This window comes from Paenibacillus sp. AN1007 (assembly GCF_040702995.1).
In the GTDB taxonomy this organism is placed as follows: domain Bacteria; phylum Bacillota; class Bacilli; order Paenibacillales; family Paenibacillaceae; genus Paenibacillus.
The window spans coordinates 6,485,991-6,503,692 of the sequence record NZ_CP159992.1; the positions used below are offsets into that span (position 1 = coordinate 6,485,991).

Here is a 17,702-nt window from a genome sequence, read left to right on the forward strand (position 1 = left end):
ACGGAGAGTGCAGCACCAATCTGGAGAAGCAGCGCGTTCACGTTTATCACCGGATTTTCTCTTTGTCAAAAGGGGCTCAAAGAAATCTGGGGATAACAGTGATCGTAAGATGGTGATGCAATCGAAGTCAGGCGTGTAACCTGAAAGCTCGCTTTATAACTTCATTATAATCTAGGAGGAATTTAATCATGGAACAATTGCGCAAGAATGACCCTGCAGTATTGGAAGCGATGAATCTTGAACTGAAACGCCAACAGAACAACATTGAGCTGATCGCATCCGAGAACATCGTAAGTGAAGCGGTAATTGAAGCAATGGGCTCTGTATTGACTAACAAGTATGCTGAAGGTTACCCGGGCAAACGTTACTATGGCGGTTGTGAGCATGTTGATATCGTTGAAGATATCGCGCGTGATCGTGCCAAGGAACTGTTTGGTGCAGAACATGCGAACGTGCAGCCGCACTCCGGTGCACAAGCGAACATGGCTGTATATCTGGCAGCCTTGAAGCCTGGCGATACCGTTCTGGGGATGAACCTGGCGCATGGTGGTCACTTGACGCATGGTAGTCCGGTTAATGCTTCCGGTTTGCTGTACAATTTCGTTGCTTACGGCGTACAGGAAGATACATTCCTCATTGATTATGATGAAGTTCGCAAAGCAGCATTCAAACACCGCCCTCGTCTGATCGTAGCAGGCGCAAGTGCATATCCGCGTACGATTGATTTTGAAAAGCTGGCGTCCATTGCCAATGATGTTGGCGCGCTGTTCATGGTCGATATGGCGCATATCGCAGGACTTGTTGCAGCCGGACTGCATCCTAACCCGGTGCCGCATGCACACTTCGTAACGACGACAACACACAAAACGCTGCGCGGACCACGCGGTGGTATGATTCTATGCCGCAAATCCTGGGCAGCTGCCATTGATAAAGCTGTATTCCCGGGTTCCCAAGGCGGACCTTTGATGCATGTGATCGCTTCGAAAGCCGTAGCTTTTGGTGAAGCTCTGCAGCCTTCGTTCAAAACGTATGCGCAAAACGTAGTGAAAAACGCACAGGTGCTCGCTGAAACATTGATCGCCGAAGGATTGAACATCGTATCCGGCGGTACAGATAACCACTTGATGCTGATCGATACTCGCAGCGTGAATATCACAGGTAAAGAAGCAGAGCATGTGCTTGACTCTATCGGTATTACCGTGAACAAAAACGCGATTCCGTTTGACCCGACAAGTCCGTTCATCACCAGCGGTATCCGTATCGGTACACCTGCGGCGACTTCCCGCGGTATGGACGAGAAAGCGATGGCAGCCATCGGTAAGATCATTGCCAAGACGCTTAAAAATCCAAAAGACACAGCAACGCTTGATCAGGCTCGCGCAGAAGTAACGGCCCTGACAGATCAATACCCGCTGTACACAGACCTTAAATACTAGGACTGTTACTTCAACTGCTGAAAAACACTGCTCGTGCTGTTTGGTTTTGAAGGTTGTTAAAATGGAATACAGAGGAACGAAGTGAGCAGAATGAGGCCGTAGAAGCGAAGCGCTCGCATTTATCCCCGGATTTTTACCTACCTAAGGTGATTCATAAAATTCGGGGATAACGGCGATCGAAGGAGCATTCTGGTGGCGGAGTGGTGTTGTATTACAAAAGAGCATCTTTAGTGTTCACACGTATTTTGAGCATTCAAGTGACATAACAGCACGAGCAAACAGGACCGGATGGATCAATTTCCGGTCCTGTTTTTGTATGATTTGCTATTCTGTAATGATTAGGTGCCCTTTGATGGTGTAATTCAGTGTGGGTGATGATATAATATACAGGATTTATCGGGCCTGTGAATGACGGCTAGGTATATTTGGAAATGCTTAACACATGAAGAACTTACCGGAGGGACAATTTAATGGGAAAATTAGTAATATGTGATCACCCCCTGATTCAACACAAACTGACGTTTATACGCGACATGCGTACGAATACGAAAGATTTTCGTGAATTGGTTGATGAAGTAGCGACGCTGATGGCTTACGAGATTACAAGAGACGTTGAACTGGAATCCATCGACGTACAGACACCTGTAGCAGCAACCAAAGGAAAAGTGATTTCCGGCCGTATGCTGGGACTCGTACCAATCCTGCGCGCTGGACTGGGCATGCTGGATGGCGTGGTGAAGCTGCTGCCAGCGGCAAAAGTAGGACATGTTGGCTTGTTCCGTGATCCGGAAACACTGCAGCCGGTTGAATACTACACCAAACTGCCTACAGACGTAACTGAACGTCAGCTGATTGTGATTGACCCGATGCTCGCAACAGGCGGATCGGCAATTGCAGCCATTGACGTGCTCAAAAAACGCGGCTGCACGCAGATCAAAATGATGAACCTGGTAGCAGCACCGGAAGGCGTAAAGGCAGTACAGGATGCGCATCCGGATGTAGATATCTATGTCGCTGCACTGGACGACCGTCTGGATGATCACGGATATATCGTGCCAGGACTTGGCGATGCAGGAGACCGTCTGTACGGAACGAAATAAGCATATTTTCATGCGGATTAGAAAAGGGGCTTTGCTCGAATGTCCAACAAAATTAAAGTGATGACTATTTTCGGGGTGCGTCCGGAAGCCATCAAGATGGCTCCGCTTATTCTGGAATTGCAGAAACATCCCGAGTCTATTGAGTCGATTGTTTGCGTAACTGCGCAGCATCGCCAGATGCTGGATCAGGTTCTTGAAGTTTTCGACATTCATCCCGATTATGATCTGGATGTCATGAAGGATCGTCAAACCCTGAACGAGATCACCATTCGTGTTCTTGGCGGTCTGGAGCCGGTTTTGCGTGAAGCGAAGCCGGATATTGTACTCGTTCACGGGGACACATTGACTACCTTTGTAGCCAGTTATGCAGCGTTTTTACAGCAGATTCAGGTCGGACATGTGGAAGCTGGACTGCGGACGTGGAACAAGCTGTCGCCGTATCCGGAAGAGATGAACCGTCAATTGACGGGCGTTCTGGCTGATTTGCATTTTGCACCGACGGACTGGTCCTCTTCCAATCTTGCCAAGGAAAATAAACCGGAGTCTAGTACCTACGTCACAGGCAACACGGTAACGGATGTGTTTCAATATACAGTACGGGAGGATTACAAGCACCCGGTACTGGATTGGGCACAAGGCAAGCGCCTGGTGCTGATGACTGCTCATCGCCGCGAATCTCAAGGCGAGCCTCACCGCAACATTTTCAACGCCGTCAAACGGATTGCTGACGAATTCGAAGATATTGCCATCGTGTACCCGGTGCACCCTAGTCCTGCTGTGAAGGAGCCGGCTCACGCGATTTTGGGGAATCATCCCCGTATACAGTTAATCGATCCGCTAGACGTAGTGGATTTGCATAACTTTTACCCGCACACTCACTTGATCCTGACCGATTCGGGCGGTTTGCAGGAAGAAGCACCTTCGTTTGGTGTGCCTGTTCTTGTACTGCGCGATACGACAGAGCGCCCGGAAGGCATTGAGGCCGGCACGTTGGAATTGGTAGGGACGGAAGAAGAACGTGTATATGAACGGACCAGAGCGCTGCTTACAGATGAAACACTGTATGCAAGCATGAGTCAAGCTGCCAACCCATACGGTGATGGACATGCTTCGGAAAGAATTGTCAATGCGATTTTGCATCATTTCGGCGTGAAAAGCGAACGTCCGGAATCATTTCACAGAAAGTTCAAAAAATAATTCACATTTTCTGTTGGATTTACGAAGGGGATAGCATACAGTTAAACTGTACGGTTTACGCGGGTTTATGGACTTTATTAGGCTGTAGACCCGTCGTTTTTCCCTTTAAAACGCTAAAATCAATCAATTGACAAAGACTCTCATCATTCAGTAAAATTAACTGGGATTGCAAGGGTGGCGTGGAAAATGGCCGATTCGAACAAACCAAATTCATCCCGTAACCATGATGATAAGGTATGGAAAGCAATGGGGCTCGTGACAGCTTTTGGAATCGAGATTGCCTTGCTCGCTGTTGCCGGATATTACGCTGGCTCGTGGTTGGATAAAACCATTGGAGGAAGCGGAATATGGATCGCCGTAAGCGTTCTCTTTTTTCTTGCGGCAGGTGGGGTAAGCATTTACTTTATTGCTAAAAAATTCATGGGGGAAAGTGATGAGTGAACTAGCCAGATATCGCAGATGGATGACCGTTTCCGTCATGTACGTACTCATGATTTGTTTTCTAACGGCTGCATTCGCACCTCGTTTGGAGACGATTGCTTTGGGACTGGCCTTGGGCGTGATCATCAGTTTGATTAACGCATTCTACCTGGGCTACAAGGTAAGGAAGATGTCCGATGATGCGGCAGAAGGTAATCTGAAGCGTGTGAACCTGGGATTTTTGACAAGAGCGGCGCTCGCTGTGCTCGGTATTTACATATCGATGCGCTTTCCGCAGTACTTCAATACATATGCGGTTGCAGGCGGTCTGGCCATTGCGCAATTTTCCTTATTGATTATAGGGATCATCATGTCCCGCAAAGCAGAGTGATTTTGAGTGTCGCAGCTTTCACGTAGAGAAAGGGGTGAGAAAAAAATATGCATGAAGCTCCAGTGATTATGCTTGGTGGATTTCATCTGGACTTGTCCGTACTGTTGATGTTGATTGTAACCGGCGCCATTGTCTTCATTTTTGCCATCATCGCTACACGGAATCTGTCTGTGGATAATCCGGGAAAGCTGCAGAACTTTATGGAGTGGGCCGTTGAGTTTGTTCGCAATCTGATATCCAGCACCATGGACATGAAGAAAGGCAAACACTTTATTTCTCTCGCGCTTACGATGATTTTGTTCATCTTCGTAGGTAATATGCTTGGGCTTCCGTTTCAGGCGGTTACCGAAGTCAAGAGTGTCGAATCGGCTACTGTGTTCGGGAAACCAATCGTCACGGCGGTTGAAGCTTATGAAAAGGCTCATGCCAAGGACCCGGAAGCACATCCGCACATCGAGCTGGCTTGGTTCAAATCACCGACAGCTGACTTGTCCGTAACGATGGGACTAGCTCTTGTAGCCTTCCTCGTAGCACATGGACTTGGATTGTTTAAGAACACCAGAGGTTACCTGAAGCACTATGTGCAGCCGTACGCGTTGTTCCTTCCGATTAACCTGATCGAGACCGCGTCCAAGCTGCTCACGCACGGCATGCGTTTGTTTGCAAATATTTTTGCGGGTGAGGTGCTGATTGCAACCATCCTCAAACTGACCAGCTTTAAAGTGCTGGGCGCAATCTTCGCAATTCCGCTGCTTGCAGTATGGCAGGGGTTCAGTATCTTTATCGGCGGAATTCAGGCCTTCGTTTTCGTCATTCTGATGATGGTGTACATTTCACAGACCATCGAAACGCACGAAGAACATTAAGTTTTAGACCTGCGGAGACTTCTCCATCAGGCTGAACAATAAAATTGATTTATAATTTTAAGGAGGATATACAAATGGGAGCAATGGCATTAATCGCAGCAGCAATTGTTGCAGGATTGGGCGCTTTCGGCGCAGGTATCGGTAACGGTATGGTAATCAGCAAAACGGTGGAAGGGATCGCTCGTCAACCAGAAGCGAAATCCACACTGCAAACAACAATGTTTATCGGGGTAGGTCTGATCGAGGTATTGCCGATCATCGGTGTGGTACTCGCGTTCATGTTCTACGGTGCTGCTTAATTCATAACTCAGTACGGCGGGGAAGGCTGGAGCCCTCCGCGCCTTCTTTTTAGCTAGAACTTGTCCTGTAAGGGATAATGTTTTTAGGATACCTCCAGGAAGGAGTGAACAGATTGAATTTCTTATGGGAAAACACGATTCTTGCGATTATCGCATTTTTGATTCTATACTGGCTGCTTAGCCGCTACGCTTTCGGTCCGTTGTTCTCCATCATGGAAAAGCGTCGTGAACTCGTGATGAGCCAGATGAATGAGGCTGCTCAGACTCGGGAACAGGCGATTGCTTATGTGGAGGAGCAAAAACAGGCTCTGGAACAAGCGCGCAAAGAAGCTCACGACATTATTGAACAGTCCAGACAAACGGGCGGCAAGCAGGCTGAATCCATCCTGGCTGATGCCAAAGCTGAAGCGACTCGTCTCAAAGACGATGCAGTACGTGAAATCGAGAGCGAGAAGAACAAAGCAGTTGCCGCACTTCGCAGCGAACTGGGTACTGCTTCCGTACAGATTGCTTCCAGATTGATCAAAAAAGAAGTTGAGAACGGTCCAGCACAAGAGGAACTTGTGAACCAATACCTCAATGAGGTAGGGGGCCGACAATGAGCCGCGATACGATTGTTGCCAAGCGTTATGCAAAAGCATTGTTCGAAGTTGCTCTTCAGCAGCAGCAAGTGCTTGAAGTTGAACAGGAACTGCGTGCTGTTGTCAGCGGATTGACCGGAGATCAAGAGATTATGAAGTTTATCGTTTCTCCGAATATCTCTGATGAAGCGAAGCGTAATGTGCTTCATGCAAGCCTTGATGGCAAAGTGTCCGAACCTGTCCTTCGCACGGTTTTGCTTCTGATTGAGCGCGGCCGCGTGGAATTGTTGAACGAACTGTTGAATGACTACGTGAAGATCGAAGGGGATTCCCTTGGCATCGCTGATGCACGTGTATATTCGACTTATGCTTTGAATGAAGAAGAGAAAGAAGCGGTAGCCCGTGAATTCGGAGGCCGTGTGAATAAAAAGATCCGTATCGAGAACATTGTTGATCCTGCACTGCTGGGCGGATTGAAAGTCGCCATTGGCGATACGATCTATGACGGCAGCTTGGCTGGCAAGCTCGAACGTCTTGAGCAGTCTTTTAACAGACGAGTACAGTAGATTGGGGTGAGGACACTTGAGTATCAAACCAGAAGAAATCAGTACATTAATTAAGAGTCAGATCGAACAATACAAGACCGATATCGATGTAGTCGAAGTTGGTACAGTTATTGAGGTTGGTGACGGGATCGCCCGTGTATACGGACTCGAGAATGTCATGTCCAACGAGTTGGTTGAGTTCCCAAGCGGTGTAATGGGCCTCGCCATGAACGTGGAAGAGAGCAACGTTGGTGTCGTTATCCTGGGACCTTACTCGGATATCCGTGAAGGCGACCAAGTTAAACGTACAGGTCAGATCATGCAGGTGCCTGTTGGCGAAGCATTGATCGGACGCGTTGTGAACCCGCTCGGTATTCCGGTGGATGGCAAAGGGCCAATCGCTACAACGGAATTCCGTCCGGTAGAAGGTAAAGCACCAGGCGTTATGGATCGTAAATCGGTTCATGAGCCGATGCAAACAGGGATCAAAGCGATTGATGCAATGGTTCCAATCGGTCGTGGACAACGTGAGTTGATCATCGGTGACCGCCAAACAGGTAAAACATCGATTGCGATCGATGCGATCCTGAACCAAAAAGGCAGCGGCATGAAATGTATCTATGTGGCTATCGGTCAGAAGCAGTCCACTGTTGCTCAGGTCGTAGAAACACTGCGCCGTAGAGGTGCAATGGAATATACGATCGTCGTAACGGCATCCGCTTCCGATCCATCACCATTGCTGTACATTGCTCCATACTCCGGCTGTTCGATGGGTGAGTATTTCATGTACAAAGGCGAGCACGTGCTGGTTGTATATGATGACTTAACAAAACAAGCAGCAGCATACCGTGAGTTGTCCTTGCTGCTTCGCCGTCCTCCGGGCCGTGAAGCTTATCCAGGTGACGTATTCTATCTGCACTCCCGTTTGCTGGAACGTGCTGCGAAGCTGAATGATGAACTTGGTGGTGGTTCTTTAACCGCTCTGCCGTTCATTGAAACACAGGCTTCCGACGTATCTGCATACATTCCGACCAACGTAATCTCGATTACAGACGGTCAAATTTTCTTGGAGTCCGACCTATTTAACGCAGGACAGCGTCCAGCGATTAACGTAGGTATCTCGGTATCTCGTGTCGGTGGTTCTGCACAGATCAAAGCGATGAAAAAGGTTGCAGGTTCCCTGCGTCTCGACCTCGCTCAATATCGTGAGCTGCAGGCGTTCTCCCAATTTGGTTCTGACTTGGATAAATCCACGCAGGCTCGTCTGAACCGTGGCGCACGCATGATGGAAATCCTAAAGCAGGGTGTTAACCAGCCGCTGCCTGTAGAACAACAGGTTGTCAGCTTGTACACTGCAGTTAAAGGATATCTGGATGAAATCCCGACAGGTGATGTAACTCGTTTTGAGCGTGAGTTCCTTGCGTTTATGGAGAGCAATCACGGGGAAATCCTCGGGTCCATTCGTGATACGAAAGAATTGACACCAGACAACGAAAATGCACTTAAAGATGCAATCGAGAAGTTCAGAAAGAGCTTCGCTGTCTCTGTCTAAATAGATCCATGCAGCTGCGGAGTTGTTTAACCGATTCCGCATGTCTGCATGTGTAACTTGCAGCGATACTTTATGAAGTAACTTTGGCTCTGCCAAAGTAGGATTAGGCTTACGATGTAGTTTTGACTTTGTCAAAACTTTAAGGTGGTGAAATCATGGCAAAAGGCATGCGCGAAATTAAGCGGCAAATTAAAAGCGTACAAAGCACAAAGCAGATCACCAAAGCAATGGAGATGGTTGCCGCTGCAAAACTGCGTAAAGCGCAGGAAAAAGCAGAGGCTGCCCGTCCTTATTCAGAGAAGCTGAAAGAAGTTGTGGCAAGTATTGCATCAAGCACGCAGGGGATTCAGCATCCTATGCTGGACAGCCGTCCGGTGAAAAAGACAGCATATCTGATCATTACGTCGGACCGTGGTCTTGCGGGCGGATACAATGCTAATATTTTGCGTCAGGTGAACCAGACGTTAAAAGAGCGTCACAACTCCCAGGACGACTATGAATTGTTCGTTATCGGACGTAAAGGGCGCGACTATTTCAGACGGCGTGAAATTGCTATGGCTTCAACGACAACCGATCTGTCGGATTCACCTGCATTCGCCGATATCAAATCGATCGCTCATGAAGCGGTACGCGGATATGAACTGGCTGAATTTGATGAATTGTACATTTGTTATAACCGCTTTGTAAATGCGTTGACCCAGATTCCAACGGTGGAAAAACTTCTTCCTATGGAAACACCTGAGTTAACTGCTGCGGATGGACCGACTGCAAGCTACGAGTATGAACCGTCAGCTGAAGCTGTGCTGGAAGTGCTGCTTCCGCGTTATGCGGAAACATTGATTTACGGTGCACTGCTGAATGGTAAAGCGAGTGAGCTGGGTGCGAAAATGACGGCAATGGGTAATGCAACCAAAAATGCATCGAAGCTCATTAATGATCTGTCATTGACTTATAACCGTGCCCGTCAAGCAGCGATTACGCAGGAGATTACGGAAATTGTGGCAGGTGCCAACGCAGCACAAGGCTAACCGTTTTTTATTTAATGAAGGCTTGCACTGCAAAAATGAACGAACGGAAATTTATTTTTGCCAAAGTAGCAGGCTTGTAGGAGGGGAACGTTAAGATGAACAAAGGACGCGTTGTGAGCATCATGGGTCCGGTTGTTGACGTCGAGTTTGATCGCGGCGGTCTGCCGGAAATCCTCAATGCCATTACGATCACTACAGTAAGCGCAAGCGGCGTTAGTGTAAATCTTACACTCGAAGCTTCGAAACATCTGGGTGACAACCGGGTACGTTGTATCGCGATGTCCTCCACGGACGGTCTCGTTCGTGGCATGGAAGCCGTAGATACTGGAGCTCCAATCTCTGTACCTGTCGGTGAAGCGACACTGGGCCGTGTATTTAACGTACTCGGGGAAGCAATCGATACTGGCGGTACAGTAGCAGCTGAACACAAAAACCCGATTCACCGCTCTGCTCCTGCATTCGATGAATTGACAACCCAGGCTGAAATGCTTGAAACAGGTATCAAAGTTATCGACTTGCTGGCTCCTTACGCAAAAGGTGGTAAAATCGGTCTGTTTGGTGGTGCCGGTGTAGGTAAAACGGTAACCATTCAGGAACTGATCAACAACATTGCGCAAGAGCACGGTGGTATCTCCGTATTTGCCGGTGTTGGCGAGCGTACACGTGAAGGTAACGACTTGTATCACGAGATGAGTGACTCCGGCGTTATCAACAAAACAGCAATGGTCTTCGGACAAATGAACGAGCCACCAGGCGCACGTCTTCGTGTAGCCCTCACAGGTCTGACCATGGCGGAATATTTCCGTGATGAAGAAGGCCGTGACGTACTGCTCTTTATCGATAACATCTTCCGTTTCACCCAAGCGGGTTCAGAAGTATCGGCCCTGCTCGGACGTATGCCTTCCGCGGTAGGTTACCAGCCTACGCTGGCAACAGAGATGGGTCAACTACAGGAGCGTATCACTTCAACGAAGAAAGGATCGGTTACATCCATTCAGGCGATTTACGTTCCTGCGGATGACTACACTGACCCGGCTCCTGCAACGACATTTGCTCACTTGGATGCAACAACTAACCTGGAGCGTAAAATCTCCGAGATGGGTATCTACCCGGCGGTAGATCCACTCGCATCCAGCTCCCGGATCTTGTCTCCAGAAGTTGTAGGTGAAGAACACTACACTGTAGCTCAAGGCGTAAAACGTATCTTGGCCCGTTACAACGAACTTCAAGATATCATTGCGATCCTGGGTATGGACGAGCTCAGCGAAGAAGACAGAGCGCTCGTTTATCGTGCGCGTAAGATTCAACGTTTCTTGTCCCAGCCTTTCCACGTTGCTGAAGCATTTAACGGTATTCCGGGTAAATACGTTCCGGTTAAAGAAACGGTGCGCAGCTTTAAAGAGATTCTCGAAGGCAAGCATGACGATCTGCCGGAAGCAGCATTCCTCTTCGTGGGCACCATTGAAGAGGCAGTGGAGAAAGCCAAAACACTGGTATAATCTGAGTCCAGGATTGTCCTTATGAAGCGAGCTATCCTTCGGATAGTTTCAGGAGGGATGGAATTGAGCACCTTTTTGTTGGAAATCGTAACGCCTGAGCGTCTTGTCTATTCACAGCAGGTGGACAGCATCATCGCTCGTGGTATTGAAGGGGAACTGGGGATTCTTCCTGGTCACATCCCGATGGTTACACCTTTACAGATTGCACCGATCATCATCAAAAACGGAAAAGAGAGCAAGCAGGTCGCCATTGGCGGCGGCTTTATCGAAGTCCGCAAAGATAAGGTTGTTGTACTCGCAGAGAGTGCCGAATTCCCGGAAAGCATTGATGTGGATCGTGCGCGTGCGGCCAAAGAGCGGGCGGAACGCCGGCTTGCCAGCCAAAGCAATCAGGACCACTTTGATCACCGCCGTGCAGAGATTGCTCTGCAAAAAGCGGTTAACCGGATTAACGTAGTCGGCAAATAAAGTGATTTGTGGAGCCCGGCGGCATAGTCTGCCGGGTTCTTTTAATCTTTCGCATGAAATTACAATAGTAGATATACACTGACTTATGATGCAGGATGAATTATAAATTCGAAGATTAGAGAGTGTTCTCTTTATATAGTATGAATGGCTTAACGTGTCATAAGATTCACCTTTTAATGATTAGATGAATAACATGTAGGACTTAAGAAGTATGGGCTTATACCCCTGATAGAACCAATTTTACGAGGGGAAGTTGAATTATTTCCGAGGAAATGACAGAATCGATATCGATACAGCGCTCTTTTATGTCGTTTTAGTCACAAAATCTCGGAGAATAAAAATTAAAATATGTAGCGAAGTGGAAATCAATGTAATTGACAAGTGACAGTGAAACAGCCTATATTCCTTAGAGTCAGCAGAAGCAGGAAGCTGGATGCCAGATTTCCATCATCATGCACAGCCAAATTGCTGTTGCTCGGTCATATAGGCATCAGAACATCCAGCAGACCAGAAGCATAACGGACAGCAGAGCGAGTGAATTTCTGCACTGGACATTCCAGTACACTAACAAGTTATGTATGCTGGGCGTAGGATATGCTGATCGCTGCAGTAATCAAGGTGGAGGTATGAGATATGGGTAATGATCTGGCGAATCAGGTGAATCAGACATTGAGCACCAACAGCCTGATCTCAATTGTCGTTTCTCTTATATGTATAGCAATAACATGGTGGTCACTGCAGCATTTGAAGTTGGAATTGGTGATTCGGCAGCCCAAAAGTGCTCAGGGAAGACTGCTGCATTTGCTGATCGCCATTATTCTGGGTCATGCCGTTGCTGGCTTTGTTATTGATTACCTGTCCTGGACGCAAATGTTGAGAAATTTGTTTTAATGTTGAGATGGTTGGTTAATCATCTGTTAGGTTCTTCAAGCGGCTCATTGTCGAATAACATCGATTAATTGTGTTAACAATTAGAGTATAGGTTGTCGACCAAAAAATAAGAAAAAAATGTGAACGTTTATTTGAATGAATTTGAAATGTTTTATGTAAAAATGCTTGTATCGTACAATTCAACAATGTTATGATGGAAGTTAGGGAATTCACAATTTTTCACTTATTATGTAGGTTATAAACGGGATACCCGGTGAATACCGGCTAAAAAACATCCCAATCCGTCTGTTCTGATGCTGTGATGGTCTGATTGATGTTTTCACAAGCCATGAAGCAGGATGTACAGTACACATGGTATCATCGATATGAATTATACAAACCAATTCTTTTCTGAACAGACATCTGAGCATACATGCCAGAATATGTCGAAATTCCACACACACCTACAGTCCTTTCTACCATAGTGGGGCTTACGTATTCCGGAATGAGGAAAAGGGAATAAAAGCGCGGAGGGAACCATGATGAGCAAATTTATCGTCCGCGGTGGCAAAAGGTTGACCGGAAGTGTCAAAGTTAGCGGCGCTAAAAATTCTGTTCTTCCGATCATCGCTGCCTCTCTCTTAGGGGAAGAAGGACAAAGCGTTATTATTGACGCGCCTCCTCTAGACGATGTGATGACGATTAACAAAGTATTGGAATCGCTGGGAGCGGGAGTTACATACCGGGACGAAGTGATTACCGTTAATGCGGAGAATCTTACTTCCTGTGAAGCCCCGTATGAATGGGTTAGTAAAATGCGGGCGTCTTTTCTGGTCATGGGGCCTTTGTTGACGCGTTTGGGTCAAACAAGAATCTCACTGCCTGGTGGATGTGCCATTGGCACAAGACCAATTGATCAGCATCTCAAAGGTTTTGAAGCCATGGGAGCAGAGATCAGCTTGGGCCAAGGTTATATCGAAGCACGCAGCCAGGGACGACTGCGCGGTGCGAAAATTTATCTGGATGTGGCTTCTGTAGGTGCCACTCAAAATATTATGATGGCTGCAACACTGGCCGAAGGCGTTACGGTTCTGGAGAATGCGGCGAAGGAACCTGAAATCGTAGACCTGGCTAACTTCCTGAACGGGATGGGAGCAAAAGTTCGCGGAGCCGGTACAGGTGTTATTCGTATTGAAGGTGTCGAGAAGCTGTCTGGTGTCAAACATACAGTGATTCCGGATCGAATTGAAGCTGGAACGTATATGGCTGCCGCAGCAATCTCTGGTGGTGATGTATACGTTGAGGGTGCCATTTCCGATCATTTGGGCTCCGTTATTGCGAAGCTTGAAGAAATGGGCGTAACGGTGCAGCCGGACGAGAATGGCGTACGGGTTATTGCTGACCGTCCACTCAAAGCAGTGGATGTCAAAACATTACCATACCCAGGTTTCCCTACGGATATGCAGTCTCAGATGATGGCTTTGCTGCTCGCATCCGAAGGAACCAGCGTTGTGACGGAGACGGTGTTCGAGAACCGCTTCATGCACGTTGATGAATTCCAACTGATGAATGCAGAGATCAAAGTCGAGGGACGCTCGTCCATCGTTACAGGGAATGCGAAGCTGAAAGGTGCGAAAGTGACAGCGACAGACCTGCGTGCAGGGGCTGCTCTGATCATTGCTGGCCTGGTTGCTGAAGGTACGACAGAAGTGGGCGGTGTTCATCACATCGACCGTGGTTATGTCCATTTGGCTGAAAAACTCAATGGCCTTGGAGCGGACATCTACCGCATCTCGGTTGAAGAGCCTAAGCTGGATGCGGTTAAAGCTCCTAGCGAGAAGGTTGAAGTTGAAGAAGAAGTACCTATGTTCAAAGTACAGCCAACTTGGGCATAAACCAAGTTTGTATCGTGCTGCGTTTTATCGTGTGAACCACAGGAAAGAAATATGTGGAATGCTGCTGCGAAAGAAAACATCAGCGCAGCGTATGTATAAGTTTTACAAAGCTAAAGCTAAGCCTTCGGGCTTGGCTTTTTTTGTGTTCATTTTTAAGTGTATATGGTATGCGGGTGCCTCTACATGATTAAACGAGATGAACGAGAGATTTTGTGACAAAGGCTCAATCTATGATGCATTGGATCAGGGGAGGTTTTCACGAATGTAATGAGTGGATGAATAGGTTCAATGAGTACCTGATTCTATTAATAGCTGGTCCTAACTTGTATAACTTCACATTCGATGAAGCACCTCTTGGGGGACCAAATGAAAGAGCTGCTGCATACAATCGGCTGATGGACCGCACAGCCTATGTACGCGCAGCAGCAATGCTTTCAAGGGAATAGCTCAGAACGGTGCCAGGTTGAAAGCAGTGTTCATAGGACTATCGTTTCTCTTAAATCCGGTTCTATCAGATCGAGGGAACTCATATCTTAAACTATGGATTAGACAAAAGAGCCGGCTGTGGTCCGGTCCTCGACAACGGAGGGGTATTTTGAATGAAAGAAGCTCGTGTGCAGGTTAAAATACCGCTTGTCCCGCGGCCAGGTATACAGGGACCGGAGAAGGATTCTGCTCTGGATGCAGAGAAAGACAAGCCTGCTCCTGCGAAGAAGAGAAGCAGCTCATTACAGAAAACGAAGATTTGGAAGGCAGTGGTACAGAATGCCCCCGCACAAATGCCCGTGGATAGCAGGCCAGAAGAAAATCGCGTTAGGCCTGGGGACAAATTAGCAGGGGATACTGAATATATCGAACATACCGAACATGCCCGACATGAGGCATCGGAGCGCATCCACATCCCCATTATTGAATTAGATCGGTTTCGGAAGGTGAAACAGCGTCGTATGCGTGCTTTTGGCCGCCGCCGCTGGGGGCATAAACAGGGGCGCTGGCGGCCCGCGGCAGCTGTCTCGGCCCTACTCATTCTGGCTTTAACCATTCCGGTTATCCTGGTGTGGCCGCGATCAGCAGATCAGGTGAAGCCGCTGCCGACGCCAGCTGGTATGAGTTCCGGCATTCAATCAAAACATCCATCTCCTGTACCCGCTGTGCCTGTCACCTATCCAGAGCCGAATGTCCGGGTATACTTGTCTGCGACAGGCACAACGATAAAGCTGCCGCTGGAGACCTATGTGACAGGAGTTGTTGCTGCCGAGATGCCGGCTGAATTCAAATTGGAAGCATTGAAAGCTCAGGCAATCGCAGCTCGTACATTTATTGTGAGAAGGCTCGAAGCGAATGATACCAGCGGTGTACCTTCAGGGACAGCAGATGTGATGGATACGGTTAACCACCAAGTATTCATTCCACCTGATCAGGTGAAGGCAGATTGGACCCGGCTCGGCAAAGCGAAGGAATGGGAGAAGCTGCAGCAGGCTGTGCGTGAGAGCCGGGATGCGGTTATGACCTATCAAGGCCGGGCGATTACAGCATCTTTCTTCTCTACCAGTAATGGATATACCGAGAACGCCGAGGATGTGTGGGGCAGTGTGGTTCCCTATTTGAAAAGCGTAGACAGTCCGTGGGATAAACAGCTGGCTCCGGGTTTCACAGAAACGGTGACGATGAAACGAAGCGAGATTTTGCAAAAGCTGAAGCTGGACGCTGTTCCGGTGAATGCCGGGAAGAGCGGTTCATGGATGAAGGTGCTGTCTACCACCAAGGGGCACCGCATTAAGGAAATGCAGATCGCAGGTGAGACGTTCAGCGGCCCGGAAGTCCGCAAACTTCTAGGGCTCAGATCCAGCCAGTTCAGCTGGAAGACAGAAGGTGATGAAGTGCAGATTACGACATACGGTTATGGTCATGGGGTTGGCATGAGCCAATGGGGGGCGAACGGTATGGCACAGGAAGGACACACAGCTACCCAGATTCTGAAACATTATTATACCGGGATTTCCTTCGGACAGGCATCCAAGATGCTGGCCTCAAAGCAGGGGAAGTAAGTAATATGTTTCTCTACCCCCAACATATATAGCATTCTTTGAAAGCTGCGTGAAAATTTTTAGAGTCGCGCGTGTATAAAAGAGTTGCACCCGGTAACACTTGTTACTGAGGTGATCAAGATGAATGAACAAAACAACAAAAAAACAGTCCAAGAAGAAACTCCTAAAACAACGCAGGGAGTACCGGCAGCTCAGCCCTCTTCATGGAGAAAGACCATGTCCAAACGTTGGGTTTTCCCGGCAGTCTACATCGCAGCAGCAGGTATTATACTAACTCTAGTGTGGGTCTATCAGGGAACAGGCGACAAAGCTATGAACCCCGACTCGGCTAAAGAATCAGTAGAAACAGGCGCAGCGAGCACGGATGGAACAACGGTAGGCGGAGAGCAGGATAGTGTGGAAGTTGTTGCAAAGTCGGAAAATTTTGTTTGGCCAGCAGCATCCCCTTCCGAGATTTCGGTTGTGAAACCATTCTATGACAACGAAGCTTCAAGTGAGGAACATGAGGCAGCAATGGTGCAGTACAATGACACATTTATTCCGAATACCGGCATAGATCTGGCTCGTGGGGATAACAAAACGTTTGAGATCAGAGCAGCGCTCAGCGGAAAAGTTACACGAGTCGAGCAGAACCCGCTTACAGGTCAAGTGGTAGAAATTACACACGGCGATAACCTGAAAACGGTATACCAGAGCCTTGCTGATGTCAAAGTAAAACAGGACGATGAAGTGAAGCAGGGGGATGCCATTGCATCTGCCGGTGTAAGTGAACTGGGTAAAAACCTGGGGAACCACCTGCACTTCGAAGTTTACGAAGATGGTCAGCCTGTGAACCCGCAAGGATATCTTCCGGAAAAATAAATGATTTTTACCGCACTAACATGATGGGCAGGGGTGAATAACCTCTGCTCTTTTTATGCTTTTCAGAAAATAATGGGACCTTCGAAGCTTGTCACACCTCTAAACCGCGAATATATAGGCATGCTCCTCATATAATGTACCAAACTATCCACACAGTAGGGAGGCGGGAGCGTGCACGATTACATCAAGGAACGGACCATCAAAATTGGTCGCTGCATTGTTGAGACGAGAAATACGGTCCGTACCATTGCCAAAGAATTTGGCGTGTCAAAGAGTACTGTGCATAAAGATCTGACGGAGCGTCTGCCGGAAATCAACCCTGATCTTGCTGACCAGGTCAAACACATTTTGGAGTACCACAAGTCGATCCGTCATTTGCGGGGCGGTGAAGCGACCAAAATCAAGTACAAAAAAACGAGTGGAAAAAAACGTGAGGTGCTGGCTTCCGCCAAATCATAAGCAAGTTCTTCAAGAACTAGGCCAAAAAGCTCACAGCATGGATTGAATCCCTCCCCTGAAGTATGATATGTTAAAAGCTGGTACAGGATCGAATTATGACATCTTATCAGCCCGATTTTTACATATATATGTTGCACTTTGTCGAACGAGCGGTGACGTGATAAGAGACACTTTTTCACAGGATACG

At 47.9% G+C, this 17,702-nt stretch carries 17 protein-coding genes and 1 pseudogene; all 18 read left to right on the top strand.

Annotated elements, in window-relative coordinates:
• Positions 1-188: 188 nt before the first annotated feature.
• Positions 189-1,436 carry a serine hydroxymethyltransferase gene (gene glyA, locus ABXS70_RS29035; protein WP_342553084.1) on the top strand — a complete coding sequence of 416 codons (1,248 nt, stop codon included), beginning with the start codon at positions 189-191 and terminating at the stop codon, positions 1,434-1,436.
• A gap of 470 nt (positions 1,437-1,906) precedes the next feature.
• Positions 1,907-2,536 carry a uracil phosphoribosyltransferase gene (upp, locus tag ABXS70_RS29040; RefSeq protein WP_342553083.1) on the top strand — a complete coding sequence of 210 codons (630 nt, stop codon included), beginning with the start codon at positions 1,907-1,909 and terminating at the stop codon, positions 2,534-2,536.
• A gap of 39 nt (positions 2,537-2,575) precedes the next feature.
• On the top strand, positions 2,576-3,733 hold the full coding sequence (gene wecB, locus ABXS70_RS29045) for a UDP-N-acetylglucosamine 2-epimerase (non-hydrolyzing) (protein ID WP_342553082.1): 1,158 nt from the start codon (positions 2,576-2,578) through the stop codon (positions 3,731-3,733).
• Between the two features lie 186 nt (positions 3,734-3,919).
• Entirely contained in the window at positions 3,920-4,174 is a 255-nt protein-coding gene (locus ABXS70_RS29050; protein ID WP_110895634.1) for an AtpZ/AtpI family protein, read from the top strand.
• Positions 4,167-4,544 (top strand): ATP synthase subunit I, encoded by a 378-nt coding sequence (locus ABXS70_RS29055; protein ID WP_366292905.1) that lies wholly within the window; start codon positions 4,167-4,169, stop codon positions 4,542-4,544. Before ABXS70_RS29050 ends, ABXS70_RS29055 begins: the two co-directional genes overlap by 8 nt.
• Positions 4,545-4,591: 47 nt before the next feature.
• Entirely contained in the window at positions 4,592-5,410 is an 819-nt protein-coding gene (atpB, locus tag ABXS70_RS29060; protein ID WP_342553080.1) for a F0F1 ATP synthase subunit A, read from the top strand.
• Between the two features lie 74 nt (positions 5,411-5,484).
• Positions 5,485-5,709, top strand: a complete 225-nt coding sequence (gene atpE / locus ABXS70_RS29065) for a F0F1 ATP synthase subunit C (protein WP_090922866.1) — start codon at positions 5,485-5,487, stop codon at positions 5,707-5,709.
• Between the two features lie 113 nt (positions 5,710-5,822).
• Positions 5,823-6,311, top strand: coding sequence for a F0F1 ATP synthase subunit B (gene atpF, locus ABXS70_RS29070; protein ID WP_342553079.1), 489 nt, complete (start codon positions 5,823-5,825; stop codon positions 6,309-6,311).
• On the top strand, positions 6,308-6,856 hold the full coding sequence (locus ABXS70_RS29075) for a F0F1 ATP synthase subunit delta (protein ID WP_342553078.1): 549 nt from the start codon (positions 6,308-6,310) through the stop codon (positions 6,854-6,856). Before atpF ends, ABXS70_RS29075 begins: the two co-directional genes overlap by 4 nt.
• Positions 6,857-6,872: 16 nt before the next feature.
• Positions 6,873-8,387: a F0F1 ATP synthase subunit alpha gene (atpA, locus tag ABXS70_RS29080; protein ID WP_342553077.1), complete on the top strand. Its 1,515-nt coding sequence runs from the start codon at positions 6,873-6,875 to the stop codon at positions 8,385-8,387.
• 155 nt (positions 8,388-8,542) lie between these two features.
• Positions 8,543-9,415 (top strand): ATP synthase F1 subunit gamma, encoded by an 873-nt coding sequence (gene atpG / locus ABXS70_RS29085; protein ID WP_342553076.1) that lies wholly within the window; start codon positions 8,543-8,545, stop codon positions 9,413-9,415.
• A 95-nt stretch (positions 9,416-9,510) separates the two neighbouring features.
• Entirely contained in the window at positions 9,511-10,914 is a 1,404-nt protein-coding gene (gene atpD, locus ABXS70_RS29090) for a F0F1 ATP synthase subunit beta (RefSeq protein ID WP_342553075.1), read from the top strand.
• 63 nt (positions 10,915-10,977) lie between these two features.
• A complete protein-coding gene (locus tag ABXS70_RS29095; RefSeq protein WP_342553074.1) occupies positions 10,978-11,382 on the top strand; it encodes a F0F1 ATP synthase subunit epsilon in 405 nt (134 codons plus the stop codon).
• Between the two features lie 633 nt (positions 11,383-12,015).
• Complete coding sequence (locus tag ABXS70_RS29100; RefSeq protein WP_342553073.1) at positions 12,016-12,273, top strand: DUF1146 family protein; 258 nt, start codon at positions 12,016-12,018, stop codon at positions 12,271-12,273.
• A 521-nt stretch (positions 12,274-12,794) separates the two neighbouring features.
• Positions 12,795-13,985: pseudogene (gene murA, locus ABXS70_RS29105) on the top strand (UDP-N-acetylglucosamine 1-carboxyvinyltransferase); the annotation flags it as partial.
• Between the two features lie 761 nt (positions 13,986-14,746).
• Positions 14,747-16,195 carry a stage II sporulation protein D gene (gene spoIID, locus ABXS70_RS29110; RefSeq protein WP_366292913.1) on the top strand — a complete coding sequence of 483 codons (1,449 nt, stop codon included), beginning with the start codon at positions 14,747-14,749 and terminating at the stop codon, positions 16,193-16,195.
• Positions 16,196-16,315: 120 nt separating this feature from the next.
• Positions 16,316-17,056: a M23 family metallopeptidase gene (locus ABXS70_RS29115; RefSeq protein WP_342553071.1), complete on the top strand. Its 741-nt coding sequence runs from the start codon at positions 16,316-16,318 to the stop codon at positions 17,054-17,056.
• A 171-nt stretch (positions 17,057-17,227) separates the two neighbouring features.
• Positions 17,228-17,515, top strand: a complete 288-nt coding sequence (gene spoIIID / locus ABXS70_RS29120; protein ID WP_024632710.1) for a sporulation transcriptional regulator SpoIIID — start codon at positions 17,228-17,230, stop codon at positions 17,513-17,515.
• Positions 17,516-17,702: the final 187 nt, after the last annotated feature.